The sequence below is a fragment of the Methylobacter sp. Wu8 genome (genome assembly GCF_036440755.1).
Classification (GTDB): domain Bacteria; phylum Pseudomonadota; class Gammaproteobacteria; order Methylococcales; family Methylomonadaceae; genus Methylobacter_A; species Methylobacter_A tundripaludum_A.
Map to the genome: position 1 here is coordinate 1 of NZ_JAZGVT010000068.1, position 22,888 is coordinate 22,888.

The following is a 22,888-nucleotide window of genomic DNA, read 5'->3' on the forward strand; positions in this document are numbered from 1 at the left end:
ATTTATACTGCACAGTTGTTAATCGTTGGGACGAAAGTGGGGGTGTGTTGACTTTAGAAAGTGATACCCTCGCCCCGTCGTATCAACGCAGTTATACGACGGGGCGAGGGTATCACTTTCAAGAAGAAACAACAACATAAAACCTCTTTTGTTTCAATCGATTAACGTATCTATGGGGTATAAATGTTGGCTAACGTAATATATACGACATCGATTGTCGTATAAAAAAATCGTGTTGTCGTATATTCTTCATAAAACCATCTAATTATCTGTTTTTATTAAGCCAACTTTACAGCAACAGGACATATCGCACAAACAAATACGACACCATCAACCCCAAAAAAATCACTCCCCCAACAACGCCAAATATTCCTCTTCACTAATAACCCGCACACCTTTTTCCGTAGCGGCAGCGATTTTTGCCGCCCCCACATCCGAACCGGTAACCAAAAAATCGGTCTTCCCGGTTACCGATGCGCCAACTTTTGCGCCCAGGCGCTTGGCTTCCTTACTCATGTCATCGCGTTTGCCGTGGATCATGGTACCGGTAAAGACGATGGTTTTGCCGGAAATCGGGCTGATGTTTTGCTGCTGCTCGGCGATTAACGGCGTTGGCATTAAATTAAAACCCAGCCGGTAGATTTGCATGAAATCGGTTTTGATTTTCGCCAGACATTCAACCACGGCGGCGCTGGTTTTCTCGGCGAAGCCTTCGATATTGATCACGTCTTCAACGGTCAGCTTGAAAATATCCATCAGGTGATGATGTTGCAGCAGGCGCTCGCAGTTGCCCAGCCCCATCCGATGAATACCGAAAGCGCCGAGGAATCGCCAGTCTTCTATGGCTTCGCTACGGCTGCGTTGCAACTGGTCCAGCAGGTTTTGCGCGGTTTTGTCGCCAAAGCCCATGTCCTGCAATTGCTCCATGTCCAGCTGGTAAACGGCATAAACCGAGTTGATGCCGCAAGCGTGGAGTTTTTCCACGGTTTTCCCCCCGAAACCGTCGACATTCGCCAGAGTCCTGAAAAAATGCTCGATGGTGTTTTCAATTTGCGCGGGGCATTTTGTGGTATTCAGGCAATAAAGATAATCGCTGTCCCAAACCAGCTCGCTGCCGCAACTGGGGCAATGCTCCGGGATTTGAGGTTTTTTCGGGGTAATGACCCGCTCGATTTTGGGTATCACCAAGCCTGAGCGCGTTAATTCAATTAACGTACCCTTACCGATACCCAGCTCCTTGACCATGCCGTAATGATGCGCGGTTGCCCTGGAAATCACCGCACCGCTGAGTTTGGTCGGCGTCAGCTCGGCAACCGGATTGACCCGGCCGGAACGGGAGGTTTGCGGGGTGACATTCAGCACGATAACTTCGGCGGTTTCGACATTGCTTTTATAAGCTATCTGCCAGCGGTGATGGTGCCGCGTTGCGCCGAGGTATTTTTTTATCTGTTCATTGCCGACCAGCTCGAAAACGACACCGTCCACATCGTAATCGACCAATGTGTACACTTTTTCGATAACGCGGTCGAAATCGGCCAGCACTTCGGCAGCAGTGCCTTGCCAAGCGGGCAACTGGGAGAACGGGAAGAAAACCGCCGCATGGTTTTGTATGGCTTCCAAAGCGTGTTGCTCCAGCTCTTTTTCTTTGATGATGCTGGCCTGGAAGTTCCGGGAGTTTTCAAAATATTCGGCCAGATGGCTGTTGAAATAAGTCTGGCTGACCACGATTTCGCCTGCGCCCTGCCCTCGCTTGCCGTTGCCGCCGACTTTCAGGCCGCGCTCGAAAACCCGGCTGATGTCGGTGCCTTTGCGGCCGTCGCCGCGCGTGTACAGCAGTTTTCCGTCATCGTAAGCCGCATAACCGTCCAGCTTGGGCGTGGCGCGAATCAGCAGCGTGGAAAAATCCACATCGCAGTCATCGGCGGCTTTTTCCAGCCGGGCCAGCCATTTTTCGATGCCGCTCTGGGAATAAGTTTTTTCGGTCGAGAGCATAGGCTCCGGCAACGCAACGGTCTTGCCGACAAACCCGGCTTCCGGTTCGACGGTTTCTAAATAGGGGTGGTGCGGGTGACGTTTTTGCAGTTCGGACAGGAAAACGAAGTCATAATCCGCATCGGAAATTAGCGGTTCGCCGCCTCGATACAGCGCGTTGCAGACCTGCAGAAACTGAAGCAGCTGTTCGTCGGTCAGTTCTTTGGGATTGGCTTGGGCTGCGATTTGAGCGATCAGCTCAGTGGATAAGCTGAAATCAAGATCGGCTTCTTTTAAAAGCGCCAACTGGGTATTGCTAAGGGATGGCATCTAAATAACCTGAACAGGTAAACGCAAATGTGTAGGTCGATTCGTAGTTTCGTAGAGTATGCGGTGCATACCCATTAGGCATTCAATAGTACGCACAGCGCACCCTACAAAGGTGTGGATTAGCTGAAAATTTTAAACAGAATGGAAACAGACATAGCTAGATTAAAACCAATCATCCATTTTACAAGTGTGAATTCGCCTTGTATTTTTTCAAATCGAGTGTCAATCTTTAGTTCCAGCTCTTTGATGTCGTGCTTTGTAGCCACCTCGGTGTTAAGCACTTCCTTTAACGCTTCTGATTGCGCTCTGGCTTGATTTTCTGGGACACCGCCATTTTTCAAGGCTTCCACATATTTCAAAGTGTCGAAAGTAACTGTACTCATAATTTTTCCCTTTCACCCATTAGCACACGATGGCGGACTTAAACGGATATTTTAAAGGATAAGGTCAAATACCTTATCCGTGTTTATCCGTCAATTCCGTGTCATCTGTGTTCTATTTTCTAAGTTAGAACATCAAAATCACAAACTCTGCCGAATGGCCTGAATGGTCGCTTCGGTCAGCGGCTGTCTTCTGTGATCGAGTATCACGCCGTCCAGTTTATCGGCTATCAAGTTGATTGTTTCTATATAGTCGTCGAAAACGGCCGGTGCATCATCCAATGCTTCAGGCTGCATGAAAAACACGATGCCGGGGCAGTAAAACTGGTCTAGGTCTTTTTCCGGGAAAGTACCGGGCTCCACAATACAGGCCACGCCGAAATCGACCAGCCGGTTGGAATCCAGACGTTCAAATATTTTCAAATTGCCGTATTCAAGGCCGACCATTTCAAAGGCTTCAACCAGATCGGCGCCGTTAAAATCTTCGTCCGCCTTGGTGATAATACTGAACTGAATGATCGCCGGCGCGGCGGCGCGTGGCGGCGGCTCTACGTCGTCATCCTGTTCATAGTAATCATCTTCGCCATCGTCTTCATCATAATAGCGATCCGCTTTGCTATGGGCATGATGGACACCGGCGCTACTTTTAGCGGCTCCCAGCGGAATAATATCAAAGTCGTCCCTGGTGTCCCTGAGGGTATCTGCTTCCAACGACTCATCGTCATCATAATCGCCCTCGTCATCGTAAAGTTCCATTTCTTCCTGGGCCTTTTTGTCCTTGATATATGCCCAGATCAACATGCCGATGACTACAACCATGCCGGTTGCAATAATTACAATTCTTAATATCTCTTTATCCATTAGTTTTCCGCCAGACTAACTGCTTCTTCAATATCAACTGCGACCATCCGGGACACGCCCGGCTCTTTCATAGTAACACCTGCCAGCTGTTTTGCAATTTCCATAGTCACTTTGTTGTGTGAAATATACAAAAACTGCACCGATGCCGACATTTCTTCGACCATTTTTGAAAACCGCCCGACGTTAGCGTCATCCAGCGGCGCATCAACTTCGTCCAGCAAGCAAAAAGGCGCAGGATTGAGCTCGAAAATCGAGAACACCAATGCGACCGCCGTTAATGCTTTCTCTCCACCGGATAACAAATGGATGGAGCTGTTCTTCTTGCCGGGAGGCCGGGCAATAATGTTTACGCCCGCTTCCAGCTCGTCCTGTTCGGTCAATTCCAGATAAGCGTGACCGCCGCCGAATAATTTTGGGAACTTCTCCTGCAAACCGGTGTTTATTTTATCGAATGTTTCCTTAAAACGCAGCCGGCTTTCCTTGTCGATCTTGCTGATCGCCTGATCCAGGGTTTGCAGCGCCTCGACTAAATCGGCATGTTGCTCGTTAAGAAAATCCATCCGCTCGGACTGCGCCTTGTATTCTTCTATAGCAGTCAGGTTAATGGTACCTAATCTTTCGATTTGAGCCAATAAGTCGTCAACCGTTCTTTTCCAGCTGTTTTCTTCGGCCTGCTCAGGCAAGTTTTGCAGCACCTGCTCGACATCCGCATCGATTTCTTTAAGCTGTTCGTTGACGGTTTGCTGGCGCACCTTGCTTTCCTGCAACTCAAAGCGGATCGTATCCAATGCTTCTTTTTGCTTTTCCAAGGCGCGTTGCACCCGGACATGTTCTTCGGACAGCTCAGTTATTTCCGCTTCAAGCTCTTCCTGAAGCCGGCGTTGTTGCTTCAGCGTCTTTTCCATCTGTTCCTTATCCACAACCATCTGCTCCAGCTGCTTTTTTTCCTCGTCCATCGGGGTCAGCGTTTGGTTTAGGTTAAGCTCCAGTTCGGCAATGCGTTCAAGCGACTGCTGGTGTTGCAACTGTAACCTGTCGAGCTGTTTACCGGTTAAAGTTTCGGATGATCGTAGCGATTCGATCTGCGACTTGATACTGTAAACCCGTTGGCGGGCTTCATTGGCCGCCTGATCGATTTGCTGTTGCCGGGATTGCAGCTCCTGATTTAACGCCTCCAGGTTTTGCTTTTGTTGCTCCTGCTCGGCCATGACCTGTTCGGCCTGTTCCTGCAATAGCTGGGATTCGGCAATCGTCTCGGCGTTTTCGGCCGTTTCGCGGCTTAACTCATCAATATCGTTGCAGACCTGCCCCAGACGACGTTGCTGATGCTCCAGCCGCGCCGAATGCGCGCTGAATTCGGCGCTTTTTGCCGACAATTCAGCGCCCAGGCTATTATCCTGTTGCTGGATCGATTCGCGCGTGGCTTCCGCCTCTTTCAAACCGGTTTCGACCGTTTCCAGCTGGTCTTCAACCAACTCGATTTCGCTATGCAGTTCTTCCTGGCGTTGCTTTAACAAACGCAACTCTTTTTCGCGCTGCAACACGCCGGTTTTGCTGTCTTTGGCGCGGATGATCTTGATCCAGCCGGAACCGAACCAGGTGCCGTCCGGGGTGATGACCGATTCATGCGCTTTCAGTTGGGCGGATAAAGCTCTAGCAGTTTCGGCATCGTCGGCGCAGTAAACCCCGGACAATAAATTACTCAAATCCCACGGGGCACTGACTTTATCTAGTAACATCGCCCCTTCTCCCTCAGGGAGAAGGATGGGATGAGGGGATTCAAATAAGCTTTCTTCCTTATTTTGGTTTCCCCTCACCCAACCCTCTCCCTCTGGAGAGGGCTTTGCACGGCCGGTTTCAACCAGCATCAACGATTCATCGGTCAAACGCTGCAAGCCCGGAATAACCTGATCGGCGCTCTCAATGCAAATCGCCTCAAGGTAACTGCCCAAAACCGTTTCAACCGCCTTATCCCAGCCTACCTGCACGTCCAGAAACTCGGCCAGACGCCGGTTTTCGGTCAAATCCACGGACGCAAGCCATGCGCTTAGGTGCTTGTTGTCTTTACCCATCGCATGCTGCTGCAATAACTCCAGCGAAGTGATTTTGCCTTTTACGCTTTGCATTTCCGAGCGGCGCGCATGCAGCTCATCATGATACTGCTTGATCTGCTGCCGTTGCTCGCGTATCTGCTGATGCAGGTCTTCAAGCTGTTGGTGCAGCTCGGCGCGCTGAGTCTCGATAATTTCGATGCCGGCATCCAGCGATTCAATCTCGCTTTGCAAGTCGCCGGCCTCCAGTTCACTGCGCTCGCCGTGCAGCTTATCCAGACGGATTTGCAACTGGCGATTCTGGTTTTCCAATTGCACCGATTTTACCCGCTGCACTTCGGATTGTTCTTTGTAGCTGGAACTGGTCGTCCGGTACGCTTCCCACTGCTCCTGCCAAGCTGTTTTTTGTTGCTGGACTTCCTGTTGGTTATATAAAACGTCTTCCTGCCGCTCCTCGGCAACAATCAACGCTTCTTCCGCTTCAAGCAGAGCCTGTTTGATTTCTTCCAACTGCTGCACATCGGCTTCGAGTTCTTTTAACGACTGGTCGGCCTGCTGGCGCAAACGGTTAATTTCAATTTCGGTTTGTTCGCGGCTGCTTTCGCTGTGTTTGATGGTCTGCTCAAGACCGCTGACCTCAGCGACGATCTGGTAATAATCGCCCTGAGAGCGGGTGGTCTGCTGCTGTTGGGTTTTATGTTCCGTGCGTTTGGCTTCGATGTTGTTATCGATGTCGCGCAATTCCACAAACAAACGGTTATGCTCGTGAGCCACTTCCTGCAATTTTTCATCCAATTGCTTGGCGGCCTGATGGTAGGTATTCCAGCGCATCGCCAACAGTTCCAGCTTGTATTGGCGCTCCTGTTTTTTAAGCTCGGTATATTTTTCGGCCTTTTCGGCCTGCTTTTGCAGGTGCTTGATTTGTTTTTCAACTTCGTCGCGCAAGTCGTCCAGCCGCTCCAGGTTTTCCCTGGTATGTTTCATCCGGGTTTCGGTTTCGCTACGGCGTTCCTTGTATTTGGACACGCCCGCCGCTTCCTCGATATGAATCCGCAAATCATCCGGCTTGGCTTCGACCATCCGGGAAATAGTGCCCTGCTCGATGATCGCATAGCTTCGCGAACCCAGTCCGGTGCCCAGGAATATATCGGTGATGTCCTTGCGGCGGCAACGCGAACCGTTCAGCATGAAAACGGAGGTGCCGTCGCGGCTGACCTGGCGCTTGATCGCAATGGTATCGTATTGAGAATATTCTCCGCCCAACTTGCTGTCGGTGTTATTGAAAACCAGCTCGACCGAAGCCGTGCTGACCGGTTTGCGTCCCGACGAGCCGTTAAAGATCACGTCGGCCATGCTGCCGCCGCGCAAATGCTTGGCCGAACTTTCGCCCATCACCCAGCGCACTGCATCGATAATATTGGATTTGCCGCAGCCGTTAGGCCCGACGATGGCGGTCAGATTACCGCTGATCGGTATGACCGTTTGATCAACAAAAGATTTGAAACCCGAAAGCTTGATTTTTTCCAGTTTCATAGTACTGGTATGAATATCCCGACAGTTGAATTAAAATAACGGCCTATTATTAACGATAATTAGCCGAGTATCGAATTTTTTCGCCTAAAGCGCCTACTTTTGGTACCCCTTTTGATTTTATATACAAGCTGAAAATGACAACACAACCAAGCAAAGATCTGGAAACTTTCGACAACCCAAAACCAGGCCGCGATTACACGATCCGCATCGACGTGCCTGAGTTCACCTGCCTGTGCCCAAAAACAGGCCAGCCGGATTTTGCCACCATCCAAATCGAATACATACCCGGAGCGCTGTGCGTGGAACTCAAAGCGCTGAAACTGTACATGTGGGCATTCCGCGACCAAGGCGCATTCCATGAAGCGGTCACCAATGAAATCCTCGACGACCTGGTAAAAGCCATAGCGCCGAACTTCATGCGCATTCGCGCCGAGTTTAACGTGCGCGGCGGCATCTACACCACCGTCGTCGTCGAACACAAAAATCCCGATTGGCAAGCGCCGGAACTGGTTACGCTGCCTTAAAGCGATATACAGCTAAGATATACCATGCATATCCGACTCTATTATTCACCACGAAGACACGAAGAACACGAAGCTTATGTTTTTCTTCGTGCTCTTCGTGTCTCGGCAACTGCTCCTGCGTTGCTCTACCTCCTGCATCCATGCAGTCGTTCGTGGTGAGTAAAAGCCACCATGGCGAAGACCTACTACACATCGGACATTGCCGTCGCATTAAAATACGACGGCAAAAATGCGCCCAAGGTTACCGCATCAGGCACGGGTCTTACCGCAGAACAAATCCTACAAATCGCCGAACACCACGGAATACCGCTACAAACCGAGCCGGAACTGGCAAGAATTCTGGCTCAAATCCCGTTAGGCGATGAAATCCCCAATGAACTCTATGTTGCCGTCGCCGAAATCATCGCTTTCGCGTATTTCTTAAGCGGCAAAACACCCGACAATTACAAACCATGAATTTTAAAGAAGCCCTGACCACCCTGCCCCAATACGTTCTACCGCATCACGCCCTGTCCGCGATGATGAGCAAACTGACCCATTGCGAAAACAGATCCTTTAAAAACCTGTTTATCAAACAAATCATCAGGCATTACGGCGTCAATATGGACGAAGCGCTGGAGCAGGACATCAACGCCTACAAGAGCTTTAACGACTTTTTCACCCGCAAACTAAAACCCGGTGTTAGACCCATCAGCAGCGAAAGAAACGCGATTGTCTGCCCTGCCGACGGCGCAGTCAGCCAGGCCGGAGACATCACCGACGGCCAAATCTTCCAGGCCAAAGGCAAAAGTTTTACCGCAGCCGACTTGCTGGGCGGCGATGCTGCTCGCGCCGAACCGTTTAACAACGGCGTATTCACCACCATCTACCTGTCGCCCAAAGACTACCACCGCCTGCACATGCCGCTGACCGGCACCTTAAGGGAAATGGTGCATATACCCGGCCGTTTGTTCAGCGTCAATGCGGCCACCGTCAATTCCGTCCCCGGATTATTCGCCAGAAACGAGCGCGTTGCCGCGATATTCGACACCGAAATAGGTCCGATGGCCTTGATATTGGTCGGCGCAATCTTCGTGTCCAGTGTGGAAACCGTCTGGCACGGCGTCGTCACGCCGCCAAGCATTAGCTCAGTGCAAAGCTGGCAGTATGGCGATGATGCGCCTACGTTGAAAATCGGCGAAGAAATGGGGCGGTTTAATATGGGCTCTACGATTATTGTATTGTTTGGTGAGGATAAGGCGCAGTGGGATGACGAGTTTAAAGCGGGTAAAACGGTTAAGTTGGGGGAGTTGATTGGTCGGGTTGCGGGGGACTAACGTTTAAAGTTATTATTCCCCGCTGTGCATATTTTGGATTGGATCACTCATACTTTTAGGTGATGCTGCCTGGATTTACACAACAGAATAACAAGGATTTTTGATTTTTATAAATTCACAAATAACCAAATTACGCAATATTTTGCGTTTAGGATATCTATATTAGTTAAGAGCCACAATTGTCCATTACCACAAAGGAACATCCATGCAACAATTAAATAAAGTAATCATCCTATCTGTCACTTTTCTCTTATCCTTTGCACTTACTGGTTGCTCCGGTGAGCCATCCGTCAGCGATATTGAAAAAGCTATCAAGGCTACTGTTGATCAGGCTACTCAACAAGCGAAAAGCGTAGGTGGTTCTATGATCTCTGACGATATGCTACCCAAAGTATATGAGGTCAAAAAATTAGGGTGCGCGGCAGCGCAAGACGCCTCAGGATATAACTGCGACGTCGAAGTGGACTCCTCCGCACCATTTATTGGTCGTAACAAGCGGGTATCGAAAATCCGCTTTGTAAAAGGCAGTGATGGTTGGGTTATAACTGAATAACCAAAAACGCCAAGCGGGCCGGGGTTTGTAACCCCGGCCCTAACGTTTCTGAGCTATCTGAACGAAGCAGTCCTGTAGGCCGGAATAAGCTGGTTTGAGAGGCAGCTAAAATCGGCGTTTCCAGCAAACACTACCCAAACTACTGTTTTGAGAGCTGCCCATGAGTCCCGTAGGGTGCGCATCGTGCTCCTTTTCGGTGTCCAGCGTAATGAAAATCTTGATACCCTAAATGGATTGTCCATTAGAATGCTTTAAAATTTCAAAATCATTCTGGCATTCGTAAATGGTGCGCGATGCGCACCCTACCTGACTTATATCCATTCTGATATGATTAATTTATGAAACCTTCCATTGCACTTAACTTAAAGCGAGACGCAGTGCGCGAAGCTGCGAACCGCTTCCATACCGCAAACCCTCGAGTGTTCGGCTCCGTCCTTCATGGAGAAGATCAAGACGGCAGCGACCTTGATTTGCTGGTGGACGCATTGCCCGGTACCACTTTATTTGATCTTGGCGGTTTGCAAGTTGAACTGGAAGAGCTTCTCGGCGTCCCCGTCGATTTGCTGACTCCCGGCGATCTACCTCCGAAGTTCCGAGATCAAGTGCTTGCGGAGGCTCGGTCTATATGAATGAAAACCGTCTCCCCGACTACTTGGACCACATGTTCGAAGCCGCGCAACAAGCGTGCAACTACACAGAGGGTCTGAATAAGAATGACTTTATTGCCGACAAGCGCACTCAGCAAGCGGTGATCCTGAACCTCGTCATCATCGGTGAAGCCGCCACCAAGCTGCTCAAGGACTACAGCAAATTTCTCGACCAGCATCCTGACGTACCGTGGCGAAGCATGAAAGGCATGCGCAACCGCATCGCGCATGGTTACTTCGACATCGACCTTGATGTGGTATGGGAAACGGTGCAGACTGCATTGCCGCAACTGCTTGAACGGCTGCCCGCCATCCGTGAAGATGCGAACAATGAAGGAAATGAAGCCCTGTAGCCTCCTGGTGCGAATCAGCCCTGTAGGCCGGAATAAGCCGGTTTGAGCGGCAGCGAAAATCGGCGTTTCCGGCAAACACTACCCAAACTCGCCGGAAACGCCACCTCGCGCTACGCGCTTGCTGGTCTTATTCCGGCCTACTGTTTTGAGAGCTGCTCATGAGCGATTACCGACGCTTGTATATTCCCGGCGGGACATATTTCTTTACCTTGGTCACTTATCGTCGTCAACCGATCTTCTCCGATGACGAATGGGTGGAGCAGCTTCGCAAATCCTTTCGTGGGGTAAAAGAGAAACGCCCTTTCGATCTGCTGGCGGCGGTGGTTTTGCCGGATCATCTGCATTGTCTTTGGCGTTTACCTGAAGGCGATTCCGACTTTTCCACCCGCTGGCAAATGGTCAAGGCCGACTTTTCACGACATATTCCTGCAAAAATCCGAAAAAACGGAGCAAAAACGGTTTGGCAACCGCGCTTTTACGATCACTGTATCCGCGACGAAAACGACTTCCATAAACATCTGGATTATATCCATTACAACCCGGTCAAACACGGCTTGGTCTCCACGCCCGGCGAATGGCCGCATAGCTCTTTTGCGCGTTTTGTTGCGCTTGGTTGGTATGCAAACAACTGGGGCGATATTGCGCCTCCCGATGTGGAAGACATAGAACACGAGTAGCACCGTAGGCCGGAATAAACCGGTTCGAGCGACAGCGAGAACTGGCGTTTCCGGCAAATACCACCGGAACTCGCCGGAAACGCCACCTCGCGCTACGCGCACTTCGACAAGCTCAGGACAGGCTTGGATGGTCTTATTCCGGCCTACGATCATTTAAGACTGTGCAATCTTGAATAATTTGTAAAAATTCTCAGTCGATAATTTTGCAATTTCATCGACCGTCGTTCCACGCAACTCCGCCAGTTTTTCCGCAACGTAGCGCACGTAGGTCGGATAGTTGGGTCTGCCGCGAAAGGGTACTGGCGCCAGATAAGGCGAGTCGGTTTCGATCAGGAAGCGGTCGGCGGGCACTTTTTTGGCGACTTCCTGGATTTCCTTGGCGCTGTTAAAGGTGACAATGCCGGAGAAGGAAATATAAAAATTCAAATCCAAGGCTTTTTGGGCAAACTCCCAGTCTTCGGTAAAACAGTGAATAATCCCGCCTACTTCACTCGCACCCTCTTCTTCCAAGATGCGCAGGGTATCGTGTTTGGCTTCGCGGGTATGGATAATCAACGGTTTTTTCAATGCTTTTGCGGCGTTAATATGGTTCCTGAAACGCTGGTGTTGCCAGCTTAAATCGCCTTCGCTGCGAAAATAATCCAGGCCGGTCTCGCCGATGCCGATGACTTTGCCGGGTTCACCTAAAGCGATCAGTTCTTCGACGCTGGGGTCTTTGCCATCCTGAACATTAGGATGCACACCCACGGTCAGGGATATTTGCGGATAAGGGCTAACCAAATCCAGCATTGCCGGATAGGATTCCAAATCTATCGAGATGCAAAGCAGATGTTCAATTTTGCAGTTTGCCGCTTCGTGCATGAAGCAGGAAAAATCATTTTGATAAGGCGCCAGATCGATACGATCCAGATGGCAATGGGAGTCTATTAACATGAAAGTTTTTTTATAAAAGCAGGCGAAAGGCACAAGGCTAAGGGCGAAAAAACCTGAGCGTCAACGTCCGCCCTTAGCCTTTCGCCTTTTGTCTTATTTACATAGTATGCGTGGAACGGTCGCTCTCTAAGGAACCGGCCAGATAGTTTTCTATTTTGTTGCGCGATATGCCGCCGTCCTGATCGCTAAATTGTACGCCGATGCCGCCGGCTCTGTAGCCTTCCGAACCGGGCGGCGTTATCCAGATGATTTTTCCGGCTATCGGCAAACGCTCTGTCTCTTCCATTAAATTGAGCAGCATGAAGACTTCCTGCCCCATTTCATATTTACGGTCGGTCGGAATAAACAGCCCGCCATTGATCACAAAAGGCATGTAGGCTGCATACAAAGCGTTTTTATCTTTGATTGAAAGGGACAATATGCTTTGTCCGGCTGCATCTGCCATGGTCATTGACTCCGGTTAAGTTCGTGCCATTGGATTAAAATTTCTTCAAACAACAGCTGCTTGTTTATTTGGGTATCCAGCCGCTGCCGGCCCGCCAATAATAAATCATACAATTTATAAAGTCCTTTTAATTCTAGTCGTTGGGACAGCTCTTGCAATTGTCCGTTCAAGTCCGGGTTATACAGGTTTTCGGTCTTGGGGTGATAACAGCACTTGGTTAAATCGATAACCCAGGATGTGATCCAGAATATTAACGGCGATGCGGGCAACTTGTGCCAGTCTTCGGCAATCATGACCGGAGATTTTAGCTGTTTAGCTATCGCTACCCAGGCATTGAAACATTCATTACGCAAGGTTAAGGTTGCATCGTTGGCATAATCCAGCGCCAGTAAAGGTGTGCCTTGCGCCAAAGAGATGTTGCCTTGCAGGCTTTTGTTCGCGGCGGCATCGCAGTGCAAGGTCTCTGCCAGCCATGCAACGACAGTTTCCCTATTCGGTGTGGCTACCGGCAGTTTCTGGCAACGGCTGATGATAGTCGCCGGCAGTTTAGACGGTTTTTCGGTGATTAAGATGATAAGGGTACGCTCGGTCGGTTCTTCCAGACATTTTAAGAACGCATTAGCCGCTGCGTTGTTCATCTTGTCGGCCGGATTGATAATCACAACGCGATAAGTCTCAAACTGGGGTTTTAAGGTCAAGCGGGTAATCAGGCTGCGTATCTGTCCGATGGTAATGTCTTTGCCCGGTTCCTCGGGCTGTAGCTGGATGAAATCGGGATGCGTTTCGGCATTAATCAGCAAACAGCTATTGCAAAGACCGCAAGCCGTGCCGTCGGCCTTTGGCGTTGCGCAAAGCAGGGCTGCGGCGAACTGATCGGCCAGATGCTGTTTGCCTAGCCCTTTATTGCCGGTAATGAGTAAAGCCTGGGGAATGCGGTTTTGGGCAATATAACTGCACAGATGCTCCCAGTTTTGCTGTTGCCAGGGTAATAACCGGTTTGCTAAGGTCACTTTATGCTGCCATGCCTGAAGGAAGTCTGGCAATTCAGGGCGCATAAACCGAGCAAAGTGCGAATCACGTCGGTAATGGCTCTTTGCACATCGGCTAACGGCTGGTTGGCTTTTATCAGTTTGATACGTTCCGGGTACAGTTCGGCCTGCAACAGATAAGCCCGCCTGACGCTTTCAAAAAAACTGATTTTTTCCGACTCGAAACGATCGAAAGCACCGCGTTTCCTGACCCGTTCTATGCCGATCTCGACCGGCGCATCCAACAGCAAGGTTAAATCCGGTTTTAATGTGCCTTGCACCAGATGTTCCAGCCATTCGATGGTGCTGATCTTCATGTTCCGCCCCCCACCCTGATAGGCGTATGTGGCATCGGTAAAGCGATCGCAAAGCACCCATTTTCCTTGCGCCAACGCGGGTTCAATCACATGTTTGATATGCTGGGCTCTCGCCGCAAACATCATCAATAACTCGGCCTGTTCAGAAATGGCCTCGCTTTTGTTGTTCAGCAATAATTGGCGTATTTTTTCGGCAAGCTCGGTGCCGCCGGGTTCGCGGGTCACGACAACCGAAATGTTGTGTTGCTCCAGGTAGTCTTTTATGAAAGCCATATTGGTGGATTTGCCTACCCCTTCCCCACCTTCGAGTGTAATAAATTTCCCTCGGATCATTTCTTTTTCCTTTGAAATTTGTCTACGGCCGAATTATGGTCTTTTAAGGTCGCTGAAAACACATGCGTACCATCGCCTCGCCCTACAAAATAAAGACTGTCGCCTTGGTCAGGATGCAGCACTGCATTAAGAGCGGCCCGTCCCGGCATCGCAATCGGCGTTGGCGGCAAGCCGCCGATAACATAGGTATTGTACGGTGTGGCTGCGGTTAAATCTTTAGATTTAATATCGCCCTGATAACTGTCGCCCATCCCGTAAATAACGGTAGGGTCGGTTTGCAGCAACATCTTTTGTTCCAGCCTGCGGATAAACACACCGGCTATCTGAGGCCTTTCGGCGGCTGCGCCGGTTTCCTTTTCTACAATTGAAGCAAGAATCAGGGCTTCGTAAGGCGTTTTAAACGGCAGGCCTTCCGCTTTATTGAGCCACTCTTGTTGCAATACCGACTGCATTTTGTCGTAAGCTCTTTTTAATAACGATACATCGGGTGTATGTTTTTCAAAGAAATACGTGTCGGGGAAAAACAAACCTTCGGGGGACTGCTTGGCCGCGCCAGTTCCCGACTGGCTTGCGGCATTCACACCATCCTTGGCGATCGCCGCGCCAGTTCCCGACTGGCTTGCGGCATTCATATCGTCCTTGGCAATCGTCACATCAGTTCCAGGCTGGCTTGAAGTATTCACACCATCATTAGCGGTCGCCACCTCAGTTCCAGACTGATTCACAGCATTCACGTCGTCCTTGGTAACCGCTACGCTGGTTCCCGGCTGAGTTGCGGTATTCACATCATCTTTAGCGGTCGCCGCGACTGCATCAGGTGGGTTTGCGGCATTTTTTTCAGGTTCGGGAGGCGGAGCAACTGCCGAAAATTTGGCATCCAGGTTGAGTTTGCTCATTACATTTTCAAAAGCAACGCCGCTTAAGGTATGCTCAATATCGGCATTTTTCTCGATTTCATGCATTATTTCCTTAAAGCTCCAACCTTCCGGAAATGTAATCGCATGTTGTTTTGTTTTTCCCTGAACAAATAACGCTATTATTTTGGGAGCGGTTAAGCCGGGGGTTAACTCGTATTCTCCGGTTTTGAGCTTTCTCAGTGCATTTTTTTGTAAGGCGATGACTTTAAACCAGAACGGCTTAAGGACCAGTTTTTCAGCTTCCAGCTTATCGATAATGCGATCAAGCGAGTCGCCTTTTTCAATTTCTATCAAAACCGTTCTATCGAACAGCAAAGGCTGGCGTACCGCGCTTTGATAGTCCATCCATATCCAGCCGCCGGCAAAACTCAGGATCAACACAGCAAAGCCAATGATTTCATTGTTCCTTGTTAAGTGTTTCGACAACCACTTTCTGAATTGCTCTATCTTTTTCATCCTGCCTCCATGCAGTCATTACGGGTAAATCTGTACAGCCAGCTTTGAATGCTTTGGGTTACCGGGCCGACTGAAAAGTGCGCCGTTTCGATTTGCTTGATCGGCCAGACGCCGATAATAGAATTACAGACGAACGCTTCATCAGCCGATAACAGCTCGTCTTTGCTAAACCTATGCTCAATGACCGGAAGACCGTGGTCGACCGAAAGCGCCGTTATAATGCCGCGCATAATACCGGCAACGCCTGATTGGACCAGTTCCGCAGTATAGAGGCTGTTATTTTTAACGTAGAACAAATTGGTCATTGTTCCTTCAATAACATAATCATTGACGTCCAGCATAAGCCCTTCCTGAATGTCCGGTTCACTCCATTCAGCCCTCGCCATAACCTGCTCAAGCCGGTTCAGGTGCTTGATGCCCGCCAAAGCCGGATTCAGGCCTAACCGGGTTGCGCAAAAACGGGCGACTACGCCCCGCTCCGAATAGGTTTCAGGATAATCAGGATAAGGATGAAGACTTAAGACGCGGGTCGGGTGAATGGCATCGGGTTGGCGATAACCCCGCCCCCCCGAGCCGCGCGTGACTATGATTTTAAGCACAGCCCGGCGGTGCGTATGCCATCGGCGGCAAAGCTCCTTAGCTTCAAGGCGGAGCAATTCGGCATCGGGACAAGGGATATGCAGCCGACGACAACCTGAATTTAACCGCGCTAAGTGGCGTTCCAGAAAAACAGGCTGATCGTCCCTGACTTCAATGGTTTCGAACAAGCCGTCGCCATATTGAAACCCGCGATCGGATATTTCGATATGCGCCTTGCTTTCACCATTGATGAGGATCATTTTTTAGCCTGATAGGCAAATGGCGGGCAGAAAAGCGCTGCCCGCCCTACGACTAATTACTCGTAGCGTTTAAAAACTAACGTGCCGTTAGTGCCGCCAAAGCCAAAGGAATTGGACATGGCTATATCGATTTTCATATTTCTTGCGGTATTCGGGACGTAATCAAGGTCACATTCAGGATCCTGATTTTCCAGGTTAATGGTTGGCGGAGCAATTTGGTTTTTGATGCTTAATGCAGTCAACACCGCCTCGATACCGCCTGCAGCGCCTAATAAATGGCCAATCATGGATTTTGTCGAACTGACCGCAACTTTATAGGCGTGGTCGCCCAATGCCGCTTTCATCGCCTGGGTTTCACCCACATCGCCGGCTGGCGTTGATGTGCCGTGTGCGTTGATATAATCGATTGCATCGGCATTTAAACCGGCATCACGCAGTGCATTTTTCATGCAGCGCGCAGCGCCTTCGCCGCCGGGTGAAGGTGTCGTCATGTGATAAGCGTCGCCGCTCATGCCAAAACCGACCAATTCAGCATAAATCTTTGCGCCGCGGGCTTTGGCGTGTTCCAGTTCTTCAAGAACCACAACACCGGCGCCATCGCTTAATACAAAGCCGTCTCGGTCTTTGTCCCAGGGACGGCTGGCGGCTTGCGGATCATCATTGCGGCGGGACAAGGCTTTTGCCGAAGCAAAACCGCCCATTGCCGTCGGTGAGGTTGTGCAGCGCTCAGCCCCGCCCGCAATCATTACATCGGCATCGCCATGTTGAATTAAGCGTGCCGCATCGCCAATGTTATGCGTACCTGTGGAACAAGCGGTAACAATTGCGTAATTCGGCCCTTTTAATCCGTATTTGATTGAAAGGTTGCCTGAAATCATGTTGATAATGTTGCCGGGAACAAAAAACGGCGAGATACGTCGCGGACCGCTTTTGTCATAGGTTGCATAACATTCTTCAATGCCGGTAATGCCGCCGATACCCGATCCGATCGCAACGCCGATGCGATCGGCATTAGCCTCGGTGACTTCAATACCTGAGTCTTCAATAGCCTGACAGCCCGCCGCGATACCGTAATGGATGAAACCGTCCATGCGTTTGGCGTCTTTTTCAGGAATATATTGGCTAATATCAAAATTCCTTATAACGCCGCCAAAGGTAGTGGCGAAAGGAGAAATATCGAAGGAATCAATTGGGCCTATGCCGCTTTTACCATTGATAATACCATCCCAAGTTTCCGAGACTGTGTTAGCTAAAGGCGTAATTGCGCCTAATCCAGTTATTACAACTCGACGTTTGCTCAATGTGATTTACCGTAAGAATGAAAGGCGGGGACAAAAGGTTAGTTATGTAGGTTGGAAAGTGCAACGCAACACAACAGTTGAAGCAATATGCACTAAGTATGGGTTACGCTACGCACGGTTTGTGTTTCACGCACGTCTGGAACGCCTATTTTGGCATTCCATCTCCCCCGTCCCTGGGGTTGTAACCCAAACCTACACGCTTAAACTAAAAATCAGTTTTAAGCGTTTTTTACTACGTAATCGATAGCTTGCTGAACAGTGGTGATTTTTTCAGCTTCATCGTCTGGAATTTCGCATTCGAATTCTTCTTCAAGAGCCATAACGAGTTCAACTGTATCAAGAGAATCAGCACCTAAATCATCTACGAATGAAGCATCGGTAGCGATATCTTCTTTAACACCCAATTGTTCTGCAACAATCTTTTTTACTCGTTCTTCAATGTTACTCATAATTATTATCCTCAAACAATGTAAGTTACCCAGCGTCTAATCTGAGACCTACAATAGTATTGTTATTAATTTTATTTGAAATCCCGTCTCCGGAAATTCCAGACGGCGGGGGGATTATACTTTATATTGTAAAAATATCACAATATTAAGGCGGACATACTATACGGCCTATAGGCAACACCTCTTACGGCATGAACATGCCACCATTTACATGAATATTTTCACCGGTAATATACGCGGCACCTTCAGAAGCCAAAAATGAAACCGTATGGGCGATTTCTTCCGCTTTGCCCAAACGAGACAGGGGAATAGACGACAATAAATTGTTTTTAATATCATCACTCAGCTCTTTGGTCATATCGGTGTCAATAAACCCAGGCGACACGGTGTTGATGGTGATATTACGCGACCCGACTTCTTTGGCCATCGATTTGGCAAAGCCAACCATCCCGGCTTTTGCTGCTGCATAATTGGCTTGGCCGGCATTACCGGTCGAACCCACTACGGATGAAATATTGATAATACGACCTGTTTTGGCTTTCATCATGCCTCGCAGTACGGCTTTGCTCATGCGAAAAATCGAAGTCAGGTTAGTATTGATAATATCATCCCATTCTTCGTCCTTCATGCGCATCAACAAATTATCGCGGGTAATGCCGGCATTATTAACCAGCACCGTCGGCGCTCCAAACTCGGTATTAATAATGTCCATGACTTCCGCGATAGATTCAGGATTGCCGACATCAAGCTTTAAACCCTTGCCGTTCTCACCCAGATAAGTGGAAATTGAGTCGGCGCCATTATCTGTAGTCGCGGTGCCGATAACAAGAAAACCATCTTGAGCCAATCTTTCCGCAATTGCACGGCCTATGCCGCGGCTTGCGCCTGTTACCAAAGCTACTTGTTTAGCCATTGAGTTGCTCCAATACTGTATTTAATGTTCCCGGGTCATAAATAGACAAGTGCTCCGCATCCTTGGCAATTCGCTTGTTCAAGCCGATCAACACCTTACCGGGACCGCATTCGACAAAACAGGTAACGCCCTGATCATGCATGAATTTGATGCTGTCGGCCCAGCGCACCGGCTTATAGAGTTGTTCTTTTAATGCGTTGCGAATGACTTCGGGAGCGCTGTGCGATGCGACATCTACATTATGAATCAGCGTCATTTTTGGCGTATCAATAACGGTATCCTGCAATTGCCGATCCAGTTTTTGAGCCGCCGACTCCATTAAAGCGCAATGAGAAGGAACACTGACCGGCAACAGTACCGCCCGCTTGGCTCCCGCCGCTTTTGCCCCGAGCATCGCCCTTTCAACGGCAGCAGCATTGCCAGCAATAACCACCTGACCCGGCGAATTGAAGTTGACCGCAGACACTATTTCGGACTCAGCCGCATCTGCGCAAACCTTAACGACTTGATGATCCTCAAGCCCCAAAATCGCCGCCATTGCACCGGCGCCGGAAGGCACAGCCTCCTGCATCAGCAGGCCTCTTGTCGCAACCAGTTTGATACCATCTTCAAACGCCATCGCATCGGAACAAACCAAGGCGGTGTATTCACCCAAGCTGTGCCCGGCCATCCACGCCGGACGGACATTACTGTGCTTGCACCATATTTCCCAAACGGCGACACCGGCAGCCAACATTGCAGGCTGGGTATTATGCGTTTGATTAAGCTCCTCTGCCGGTCCTTTGGCGACGATAGACCATAGGTCCTTGCCCAACGCGTCGGATGCACGCTCGAAAGTATGTTTCACTTCAGGATAGCTGGCAGCCAAATCGGTTAACATGCCGACAGATTGCGAACCCTGCCCCGGAAACACAAAAGCTAAGTTGTAAATTTGGTTATTCATTTCAATACGCTTTTAGTATTTAATTAATGCGGAACCCCAAGTGAATCCCGCCCCAAATGCTTCAAGCAAAACGACTTGTCCACGCTGAATACGTCCATCCCGAATCCCCTCATTGAGGGCAAGCAGCACCGATGCGGATGAGGTATTACCCTGATTCTCAAGCGTCAAAACCACATGATCCATGGACATTTTTAATTTTTTTGCTGTCGCCGCAATAATCCGCATGTTCGCCTGATGAGGAACCAGCCAGTCAATATCGGATTGCTGCATGTTGTTTGCAGCCAGCGTTTCATCGACTATACGGCCCAGCGTGTTAACAGCGACCTTAAATACTTCGTTGCCGCGCATGTTGATGTAACCGGCTTCATCTTTACCTGCCTCAATTGCCACCTGAGGATTTGGACAATACAACAGGTCCTCATACTCACCGTCAGAATGAATATGAGTCGATAAAATACCGGCTTCATCCGATGCACTCAGCAATACCGCTCCCGCGCCATCACCAAATAAAATACAGGTACCCCGATCCGTCCAGTCAACAAGACGCGAACAAATTTCGGTCCCCACGACCAGAACCTTCTTGGCCGCACCTGATTTAATATATTGATCGGCAATACTCAGAGCAAAAATCGAGCCTGAACATGCCGCCTGCACATCAAAAGCGACGCAGTTTTTAATACCCAAGCGCTGCTGCAACAAACAGCCTGTGCTAGGGTAAACACGATCAGGTGTCCCGGTCGCGACAATAATCAAGTCAATTTCGTTGGGATCGCAAGCCGCAGCCTCTATGGCTTGCCTTGCGGCAATTTCAGCCATGCTTGAGGCGGTTTCATCAGCCCCTGCAATCCGACGACTTTTAATGCCGGTTCGTTCAAAAATCCAGCTGTCGGAAGTATCAACGGTTTGTGATATTTGCTCATTGGTGCGAACTTCTTCCGGCAAATAGCCCCCGGTACCGATTACTCTTGAATAACGAGTCATGCATTTTCTCTCAGAGCCAAAGTCTTTTCGACTTGTTCGCTTATTTTTCTAATAACATCTTTCTTGACTTCAACTTCAGCAAGATGAACGGCTGTTTTAAACGCCAACACATCAGCGCCGCCATGGCTTTTAATAACCAGTCCGCGCAATCCTAAAAAGCTTGCGCCATTATATAAACGCGGATCAATACGGTTTTTAAACGATTTAAGCACCGGATAGGCCAGCAGCCCCGCCAATTTGGTTACCGCGTTTTTGCCAAAAGCCTCTTTTAGCGCCGTGCCGATCATTTTTGCCGCGCCTTCAATGGACTTGAGTGCGACATTGCCGACAAAACCGTCCGCGACAATCAGGTCGACCTGGATATGACCGGCATTTAAAGAATCCCCTTCCACATAGCCTATGTAATTTAACGGCGAATTTTCCAGTAATTTTGCAGCCGATTTAACCTGCTCATTACCTTTCACGTCTTCTTCGCCGATATTTAACAAGCCCACTCTGGGATTATCAATATTTTCAACCGCTTTGACCAGCTCTGAGCCCATTACTGCAAACTGAAAAAGGTGTTCCGCCGTGCAATCCACGTTTGCACCCAAATCAAGCACATGGGTATGCCCGTTAATTGACGGTAATGTGGAAATGATGGCAGGACGATCAATACCGGGAATCATTTTAAGCACAAAACGGGCAGTAGCCATTAAGGCTCCGGTATTACCGGCGCTAACGCAGGCGTCCGCACGCCCGTCATGAACCAGGTTAATAGCAACCCGCATTGACGAATCTTTTTTATTTTTTAGCGCCTTGGACGGCGATTCATCCATTCCTACGCATTGTGATGCATGCTGAATAGAGAGCCTGTCCCGGTAATCAATTAGCGCCCGGGCTAACTGCGGCTTCAGAACAGCCTCATCGCCCACTAAAATCAGTTTTAAGTCTGGATTGCTTTTAAGACAATCCAATGATGCAGGAATGGTGACTTCAGGACCGTAATCCCCGCCCATTGCATCAATCGAAATTGTTAGGCTCACGCTTACGGATGACTCCTGAGTTATTAAAAAGAAGCCGAAGCTGATTAGATCAGGTTCGGCATATCATCATGCTAAAGGACGGAAATTTTATTAATCTTCGTCGCCGGCGCTTACGATTTGACGGCCTTTAAAGAAGCCATCGGGAGTTACATGGTGACGGATATGGGTTTCACCTGTCATTGCATCTTGAGACAAGGTTTTGCCTGTTAACGCGTCATGTGAACGACGTTGACCGCGTCTTGAACGCGTTACTTTACTTTTTTGTACGGCCATTATAAATCTCCAGTGTTTTTAAGTTTGGCTAAGATGGAAAAAGGATTTTCGGTAGACGACTGCTGCTCATGAGATAAAGAGTCCACCTTTTTGATGTCCGGCTTCTGGGCGAGACAATTGTGCTGATGCTTGGGAAAAGTCGGCAAGATAAGCAATAACTCGTCTTCAACAATGTTCTTTAGAAGAACTTTCCCTTCATCGACCAACAACGGCTCGTATTCCTCGGGCAACCTGTTTGCTTGATCTATTGAAGTAACGATACCTAGTTTAATGCTATTGCTAACAGGCCATTGCACCGCCTGCAGGCAATTTTGGCATTCAAGTTCCAAAACCGCTTCTATTTTTCCTTCAACTTTGGCCAACCTTCCTTCCCGGCCAAAAAAAAGATCCACAGTCACAACTCCCGAATCGCTAAACAGAATATCCGCCAAACGATCCAGACTACTTACAGGTATTTGCCCCTTCAATTCACCACGCTTATCCGCCAGGTGCAAAGGATCTATGAATTCAGGTAATCGAGCTAACATAACCGCGCAATG

25 protein-coding genes are annotated in these 22,888 nt (G+C 49.3%); 7 read left to right on the forward strand and 18 right to left on the reverse strand.

What is annotated here, in order from left to right:
* Positions 1–345: 345 nt before the first annotated feature.
* From V3O24_RS12190 to smc, 4 genes are all read right to left on the reverse strand, one after another.
* Positions 346–2,301: a helix-hairpin-helix domain-containing protein gene (locus V3O24_RS12190; protein ID WP_331307413.1), complete on the reverse strand. Its 1,956-nt coding sequence runs from the start codon at positions 2,299–2,301 to the stop codon at positions 346–348.
* Between the two features lie 119 nt (positions 2,302–2,420).
* The gene (locus V3O24_RS12195) at positions 2,421–2,684 is read right to left on the reverse strand and encodes a DUF1640 domain-containing protein (protein WP_331307415.1); all 264 of its coding nucleotides are present in this window, start codon (positions 2,682–2,684) and stop codon (positions 2,421–2,423) included.
* Between the two features lie 138 nt (positions 2,685–2,822).
* Positions 2,823–3,542 carry a cell division protein ZipA C-terminal FtsZ-binding domain-containing protein gene (locus V3O24_RS12200; RefSeq protein WP_104424329.1) on the reverse strand — a complete coding sequence of 240 codons (720 nt, stop codon included), beginning with the start codon at positions 3,540–3,542 and terminating at the stop codon, positions 2,823–2,825.
* Positions 3,542–7,126 carry a chromosome segregation protein SMC gene (gene smc / locus V3O24_RS12205; RefSeq protein WP_331307417.1) on the reverse strand — a complete coding sequence of 1,195 codons (3,585 nt, stop codon included), beginning with the start codon at positions 7,124–7,126 and terminating at the stop codon, positions 3,542–3,544. The genes V3O24_RS12200 and smc overlap by 1 nt, the downstream gene beginning before the upstream one ends.
* Positions 7,127–7,260: 134 nt before the next feature.
* Between smc and queF the strand changes: the two genes are divergently transcribed.
* The 7 genes from queF (at position 7,261) to V3O24_RS12240 (ending at position 11,196) form a co-directional block, all read left to right on the forward strand.
* Entirely contained in the window at positions 7,261–7,650 is a 390-nt protein-coding gene (gene queF, locus V3O24_RS12210) for a preQ(1) synthase (protein ID WP_331307418.1), read from the forward strand.
* A gap of 171 nt (positions 7,651–7,821) precedes the next feature.
* Positions 7,822–8,106: an EscU/YscU/HrcU family type III secretion system export apparatus switch protein gene (locus V3O24_RS12215; protein ID WP_331307419.1), complete on the forward strand. Its 285-nt coding sequence runs from the start codon at positions 7,822–7,824 to the stop codon at positions 8,104–8,106.
* Positions 8,103–8,966: an archaetidylserine decarboxylase gene (gene asd, locus V3O24_RS12220; RefSeq protein ID WP_331307420.1), complete on the forward strand. Its 864-nt coding sequence runs from the start codon at positions 8,103–8,105 to the stop codon at positions 8,964–8,966. The genes V3O24_RS12215 and asd overlap by 4 nt, the downstream gene beginning before the upstream one ends.
* A 205-nt stretch (positions 8,967–9,171) precedes the next feature.
* Entirely contained in the window at positions 9,172–9,519 is a 348-nt protein-coding gene (locus V3O24_RS12225) for a hypothetical protein (RefSeq protein WP_331307421.1), read from the forward strand.
* A gap of 338 nt (positions 9,520–9,857) precedes the next feature.
* A complete protein-coding gene (locus V3O24_RS12230) occupies positions 9,858–10,148 on the forward strand; it encodes a nucleotidyltransferase family protein (RefSeq protein WP_331307422.1) in 291 nt (96 codons plus the stop codon).
* Positions 10,145–10,519: a DUF86 domain-containing protein gene (locus V3O24_RS12235; RefSeq protein ID WP_331307423.1), complete on the forward strand. Its 375-nt coding sequence runs from the start codon at positions 10,145–10,147 to the stop codon at positions 10,517–10,519. The genes V3O24_RS12230 and V3O24_RS12235 overlap by 4 nt, the downstream gene beginning before the upstream one ends.
* Positions 10,520–10,677: 158 nt before the next feature.
* Positions 10,678–11,196 carry a transposase gene (locus V3O24_RS12240; protein ID WP_331307424.1) on the forward strand — a complete coding sequence of 173 codons (519 nt, stop codon included), beginning with the start codon at positions 10,678–10,680 and terminating at the stop codon, positions 11,194–11,196.
* 153 nt (positions 11,197–11,349) lie between these two features.
* Here V3O24_RS12240 and V3O24_RS12245 read toward each other — a convergent pair whose 3' ends face one another.
* The 14 genes from V3O24_RS12245 to V3O24_RS12310 form a co-directional block, all read right to left on the reverse strand.
* Positions 11,350–12,129: a TatD family hydrolase gene (locus V3O24_RS12245; protein ID WP_331307425.1), complete on the reverse strand. Its 780-nt coding sequence runs from the start codon at positions 12,127–12,129 to the stop codon at positions 11,350–11,352.
* Positions 12,130–12,226: 97 nt separating this feature from the next.
* On the reverse strand, positions 12,227–12,574 hold the full coding sequence (locus V3O24_RS12250) for a PilZ domain-containing protein (RefSeq protein WP_104424426.1): 348 nt from the start codon (positions 12,572–12,574) through the stop codon (positions 12,227–12,229).
* Between the two features lie 2 nt (positions 12,575–12,576).
* Positions 12,577–13,584 (reverse strand): DNA polymerase III subunit delta', encoded by a 1,008-nt coding sequence (locus V3O24_RS12255; protein ID WP_331307426.1) that lies wholly within the window; start codon positions 13,582–13,584, stop codon positions 12,577–12,579.
* Entirely contained in the window at positions 13,581–14,252 is a 672-nt protein-coding gene (gene tmk, locus V3O24_RS12260; RefSeq protein ID WP_331307427.1) for a dTMP kinase, read from the reverse strand. The genes V3O24_RS12255 and tmk overlap by 4 nt, the downstream gene beginning before the upstream one ends.
* Positions 14,249–15,625 carry an endolytic transglycosylase MltG gene (gene mltG, locus V3O24_RS12265; RefSeq protein WP_331307428.1) on the reverse strand — a complete coding sequence of 459 codons (1,377 nt, stop codon included), beginning with the start codon at positions 15,623–15,625 and terminating at the stop codon, positions 14,249–14,251. Before mltG ends, tmk begins: the two co-directional genes overlap by 4 nt.
* Positions 15,622–16,464, reverse strand: coding sequence for an aminodeoxychorismate lyase (pabC, locus tag V3O24_RS12270; protein ID WP_331307429.1), 843 nt, complete (start codon positions 16,462–16,464; stop codon positions 15,622–15,624). The genes mltG and pabC overlap by 4 nt, the downstream gene beginning before the upstream one ends.
* Before the next feature lie 56 nt (positions 16,465–16,520).
* The gene (gene fabF, locus V3O24_RS12275; protein ID WP_104424341.1) at positions 16,521–17,765 is read right to left on the reverse strand and encodes a beta-ketoacyl-ACP synthase II; all 1,245 of its coding nucleotides are present in this window, start codon (positions 17,763–17,765) and stop codon (positions 16,521–16,523) included.
* 218 nt (positions 17,766–17,983) lie between these two features.
* Complete coding sequence (gene acpP / locus V3O24_RS12280; RefSeq protein WP_006890004.1) at positions 17,984–18,214, reverse strand: acyl carrier protein; 231 nt, start codon at positions 18,212–18,214, stop codon at positions 17,984–17,986.
* Between the two features lie 184 nt (positions 18,215–18,398).
* Complete coding sequence (gene fabG, locus V3O24_RS12285) at positions 18,399–19,127, reverse strand: 3-oxoacyl-ACP reductase FabG (protein WP_331307430.1); 729 nt, start codon at positions 19,125–19,127, stop codon at positions 18,399–18,401.
* Complete coding sequence (gene fabD / locus V3O24_RS12290) at positions 19,120–20,070, reverse strand: ACP S-malonyltransferase (RefSeq protein ID WP_331307431.1); 951 nt, start codon at positions 20,068–20,070, stop codon at positions 19,120–19,122. The genes fabG and fabD overlap by 8 nt, the downstream gene beginning before the upstream one ends.
* Positions 20,071–20,082: 12 nt before the next feature.
* Positions 20,083–21,051: a beta-ketoacyl-ACP synthase III gene (locus V3O24_RS12295; protein WP_331307432.1), complete on the reverse strand. Its 969-nt coding sequence runs from the start codon at positions 21,049–21,051 to the stop codon at positions 20,083–20,085.
* Complete coding sequence (gene plsX, locus V3O24_RS12300) at positions 21,048–22,076, reverse strand: phosphate acyltransferase PlsX (RefSeq protein ID WP_104424345.1); 1,029 nt, start codon at positions 22,074–22,076, stop codon at positions 21,048–21,050. Before plsX ends, V3O24_RS12295 begins: the two co-directional genes overlap by 4 nt.
* A gap of 90 nt (positions 22,077–22,166) precedes the next feature.
* Positions 22,167–22,349 (reverse strand): 50S ribosomal protein L32, encoded by a 183-nt coding sequence (gene rpmF / locus V3O24_RS12305; protein ID WP_104424346.1) that lies wholly within the window; start codon positions 22,347–22,349, stop codon positions 22,167–22,169.
* A complete protein-coding gene (locus V3O24_RS12310) occupies positions 22,349–22,876 on the reverse strand; it encodes a YceD family protein (RefSeq protein ID WP_104424347.1) in 528 nt (175 codons plus the stop codon). The genes rpmF and V3O24_RS12310 overlap by 1 nt, the downstream gene beginning before the upstream one ends.
* Between the last annotated feature and the right edge of the window lie 12 nt (positions 22,877–22,888).

What these genes read in the sequence shown, in the direction of transcription:
- V3O24_RS12295 (WP_331307432.1), bottom strand. Translation starts at nt 21,051, where the DNA reads ATGACTCGTTATTCAAGAGTAATCGGTACCGGGGGCTATTTGCCGGAA.
- V3O24_RS12225 (WP_331307421.1), top strand. Translation starts at nt 9,172, where the DNA reads ATGCAACAATTAAATAAAGTAATCATCCTATCTGTCACTTTTCTCTTA.
- V3O24_RS12250 (WP_104424426.1), bottom strand. Translation starts at nt 12,574, where the DNA reads ATGGCAGATGCAGCCGGACAAAGCATATTGTCCCTTTCAATCAAAGAT.
- rpmF (WP_104424346.1), bottom strand. Translation starts at nt 22,349, where the DNA reads ATGGCCGTACAAAAAAGTAAAGTAACGCGTTCAAGACGCGGTCAACGT.
- fabD (WP_331307431.1), bottom strand. Translation starts at nt 20,070, where the DNA reads ATGAATAACCAAATTTACAACTTAGCTTTTGTGTTTCCGGGGCAGGGT.
- mltG (WP_331307428.1), bottom strand. Translation starts at nt 15,625, where the DNA reads ATGAAAAAGATAGAGCAATTCAGAAAGTGGTTGTCGAAACACTTAACA.
- V3O24_RS12235 (WP_331307423.1), top strand. Translation starts at nt 10,145, where the DNA reads ATGAATGAAAACCGTCTCCCCGACTACTTGGACCACATGTTCGAAGCC.
- queF (WP_331307418.1), top strand. Translation starts at nt 7,261, where the DNA reads ATGACAACACAACCAAGCAAAGATCTGGAAACTTTCGACAACCCAAAA.
- V3O24_RS12190 (WP_331307413.1), bottom strand. Translation starts at nt 2,301, where the DNA reads ATGCCATCCCTTAGCAATACCCAGTTGGCGCTTTTAAAAGAAGCCGAT.
- V3O24_RS12245 (WP_331307425.1), bottom strand. Translation starts at nt 12,129, where the DNA reads ATGTTAATAGACTCCCATTGCCATCTGGATCGTATCGATCTGGCGCCT.
- V3O24_RS12240 (WP_331307424.1), top strand. Translation starts at nt 10,678, where the DNA reads ATGAGCGATTACCGACGCTTGTATATTCCCGGCGGGACATATTTCTTT.
- V3O24_RS12310 (WP_104424347.1), bottom strand. Translation starts at nt 22,876, where the DNA reads ATGTTAGCTCGATTACCTGAATTCATAGATCCTTTGCACCTGGCGGAT.
- asd (WP_331307420.1), top strand. Translation starts at nt 8,103, where the DNA reads ATGAATTTTAAAGAAGCCCTGACCACCCTGCCCCAATACGTTCTACCG.
- acpP (WP_006890004.1), bottom strand. Translation starts at nt 18,214, where the DNA reads ATGAGTAACATTGAAGAACGAGTAAAAAAGATTGTTGCAGAACAATTG.
- fabG (WP_331307430.1), bottom strand. Translation starts at nt 19,127, where the DNA reads ATGGCTAAACAAGTAGCTTTGGTAACAGGCGCAAGCCGCGGCATAGGC.
- V3O24_RS12195 (WP_331307415.1), bottom strand. Translation starts at nt 2,684, where the DNA reads ATGAGTACAGTTACTTTCGACACTTTGAAATATGTGGAAGCCTTGAAA.
- V3O24_RS12200 (WP_104424329.1), bottom strand. Translation starts at nt 3,542, where the DNA reads ATGGATAAAGAGATATTAAGAATTGTAATTATTGCAACCGGCATGGTT.
- tmk (WP_331307427.1), bottom strand. Translation starts at nt 14,252, where the DNA reads ATGATCCGAGGGAAATTTATTACACTCGAAGGTGGGGAAGGGGTAGGC.
- pabC (WP_331307429.1), bottom strand. Translation starts at nt 16,464, where the DNA reads ATGATCCTCATCAATGGTGAAAGCAAGGCGCATATCGAAATATCCGAT.
- smc (WP_331307417.1), bottom strand. Translation starts at nt 7,126, where the DNA reads ATGAAACTGGAAAAAATCAAGCTTTCGGGTTTCAAATCTTTTGTTGAT.
- V3O24_RS12230 (WP_331307422.1), top strand. Translation starts at nt 9,858, where the DNA reads ATGAAACCTTCCATTGCACTTAACTTAAAGCGAGACGCAGTGCGCGAA.
- V3O24_RS12215 (WP_331307419.1), top strand. Translation starts at nt 7,822, where the DNA reads ATGGCGAAGACCTACTACACATCGGACATTGCCGTCGCATTAAAATAC.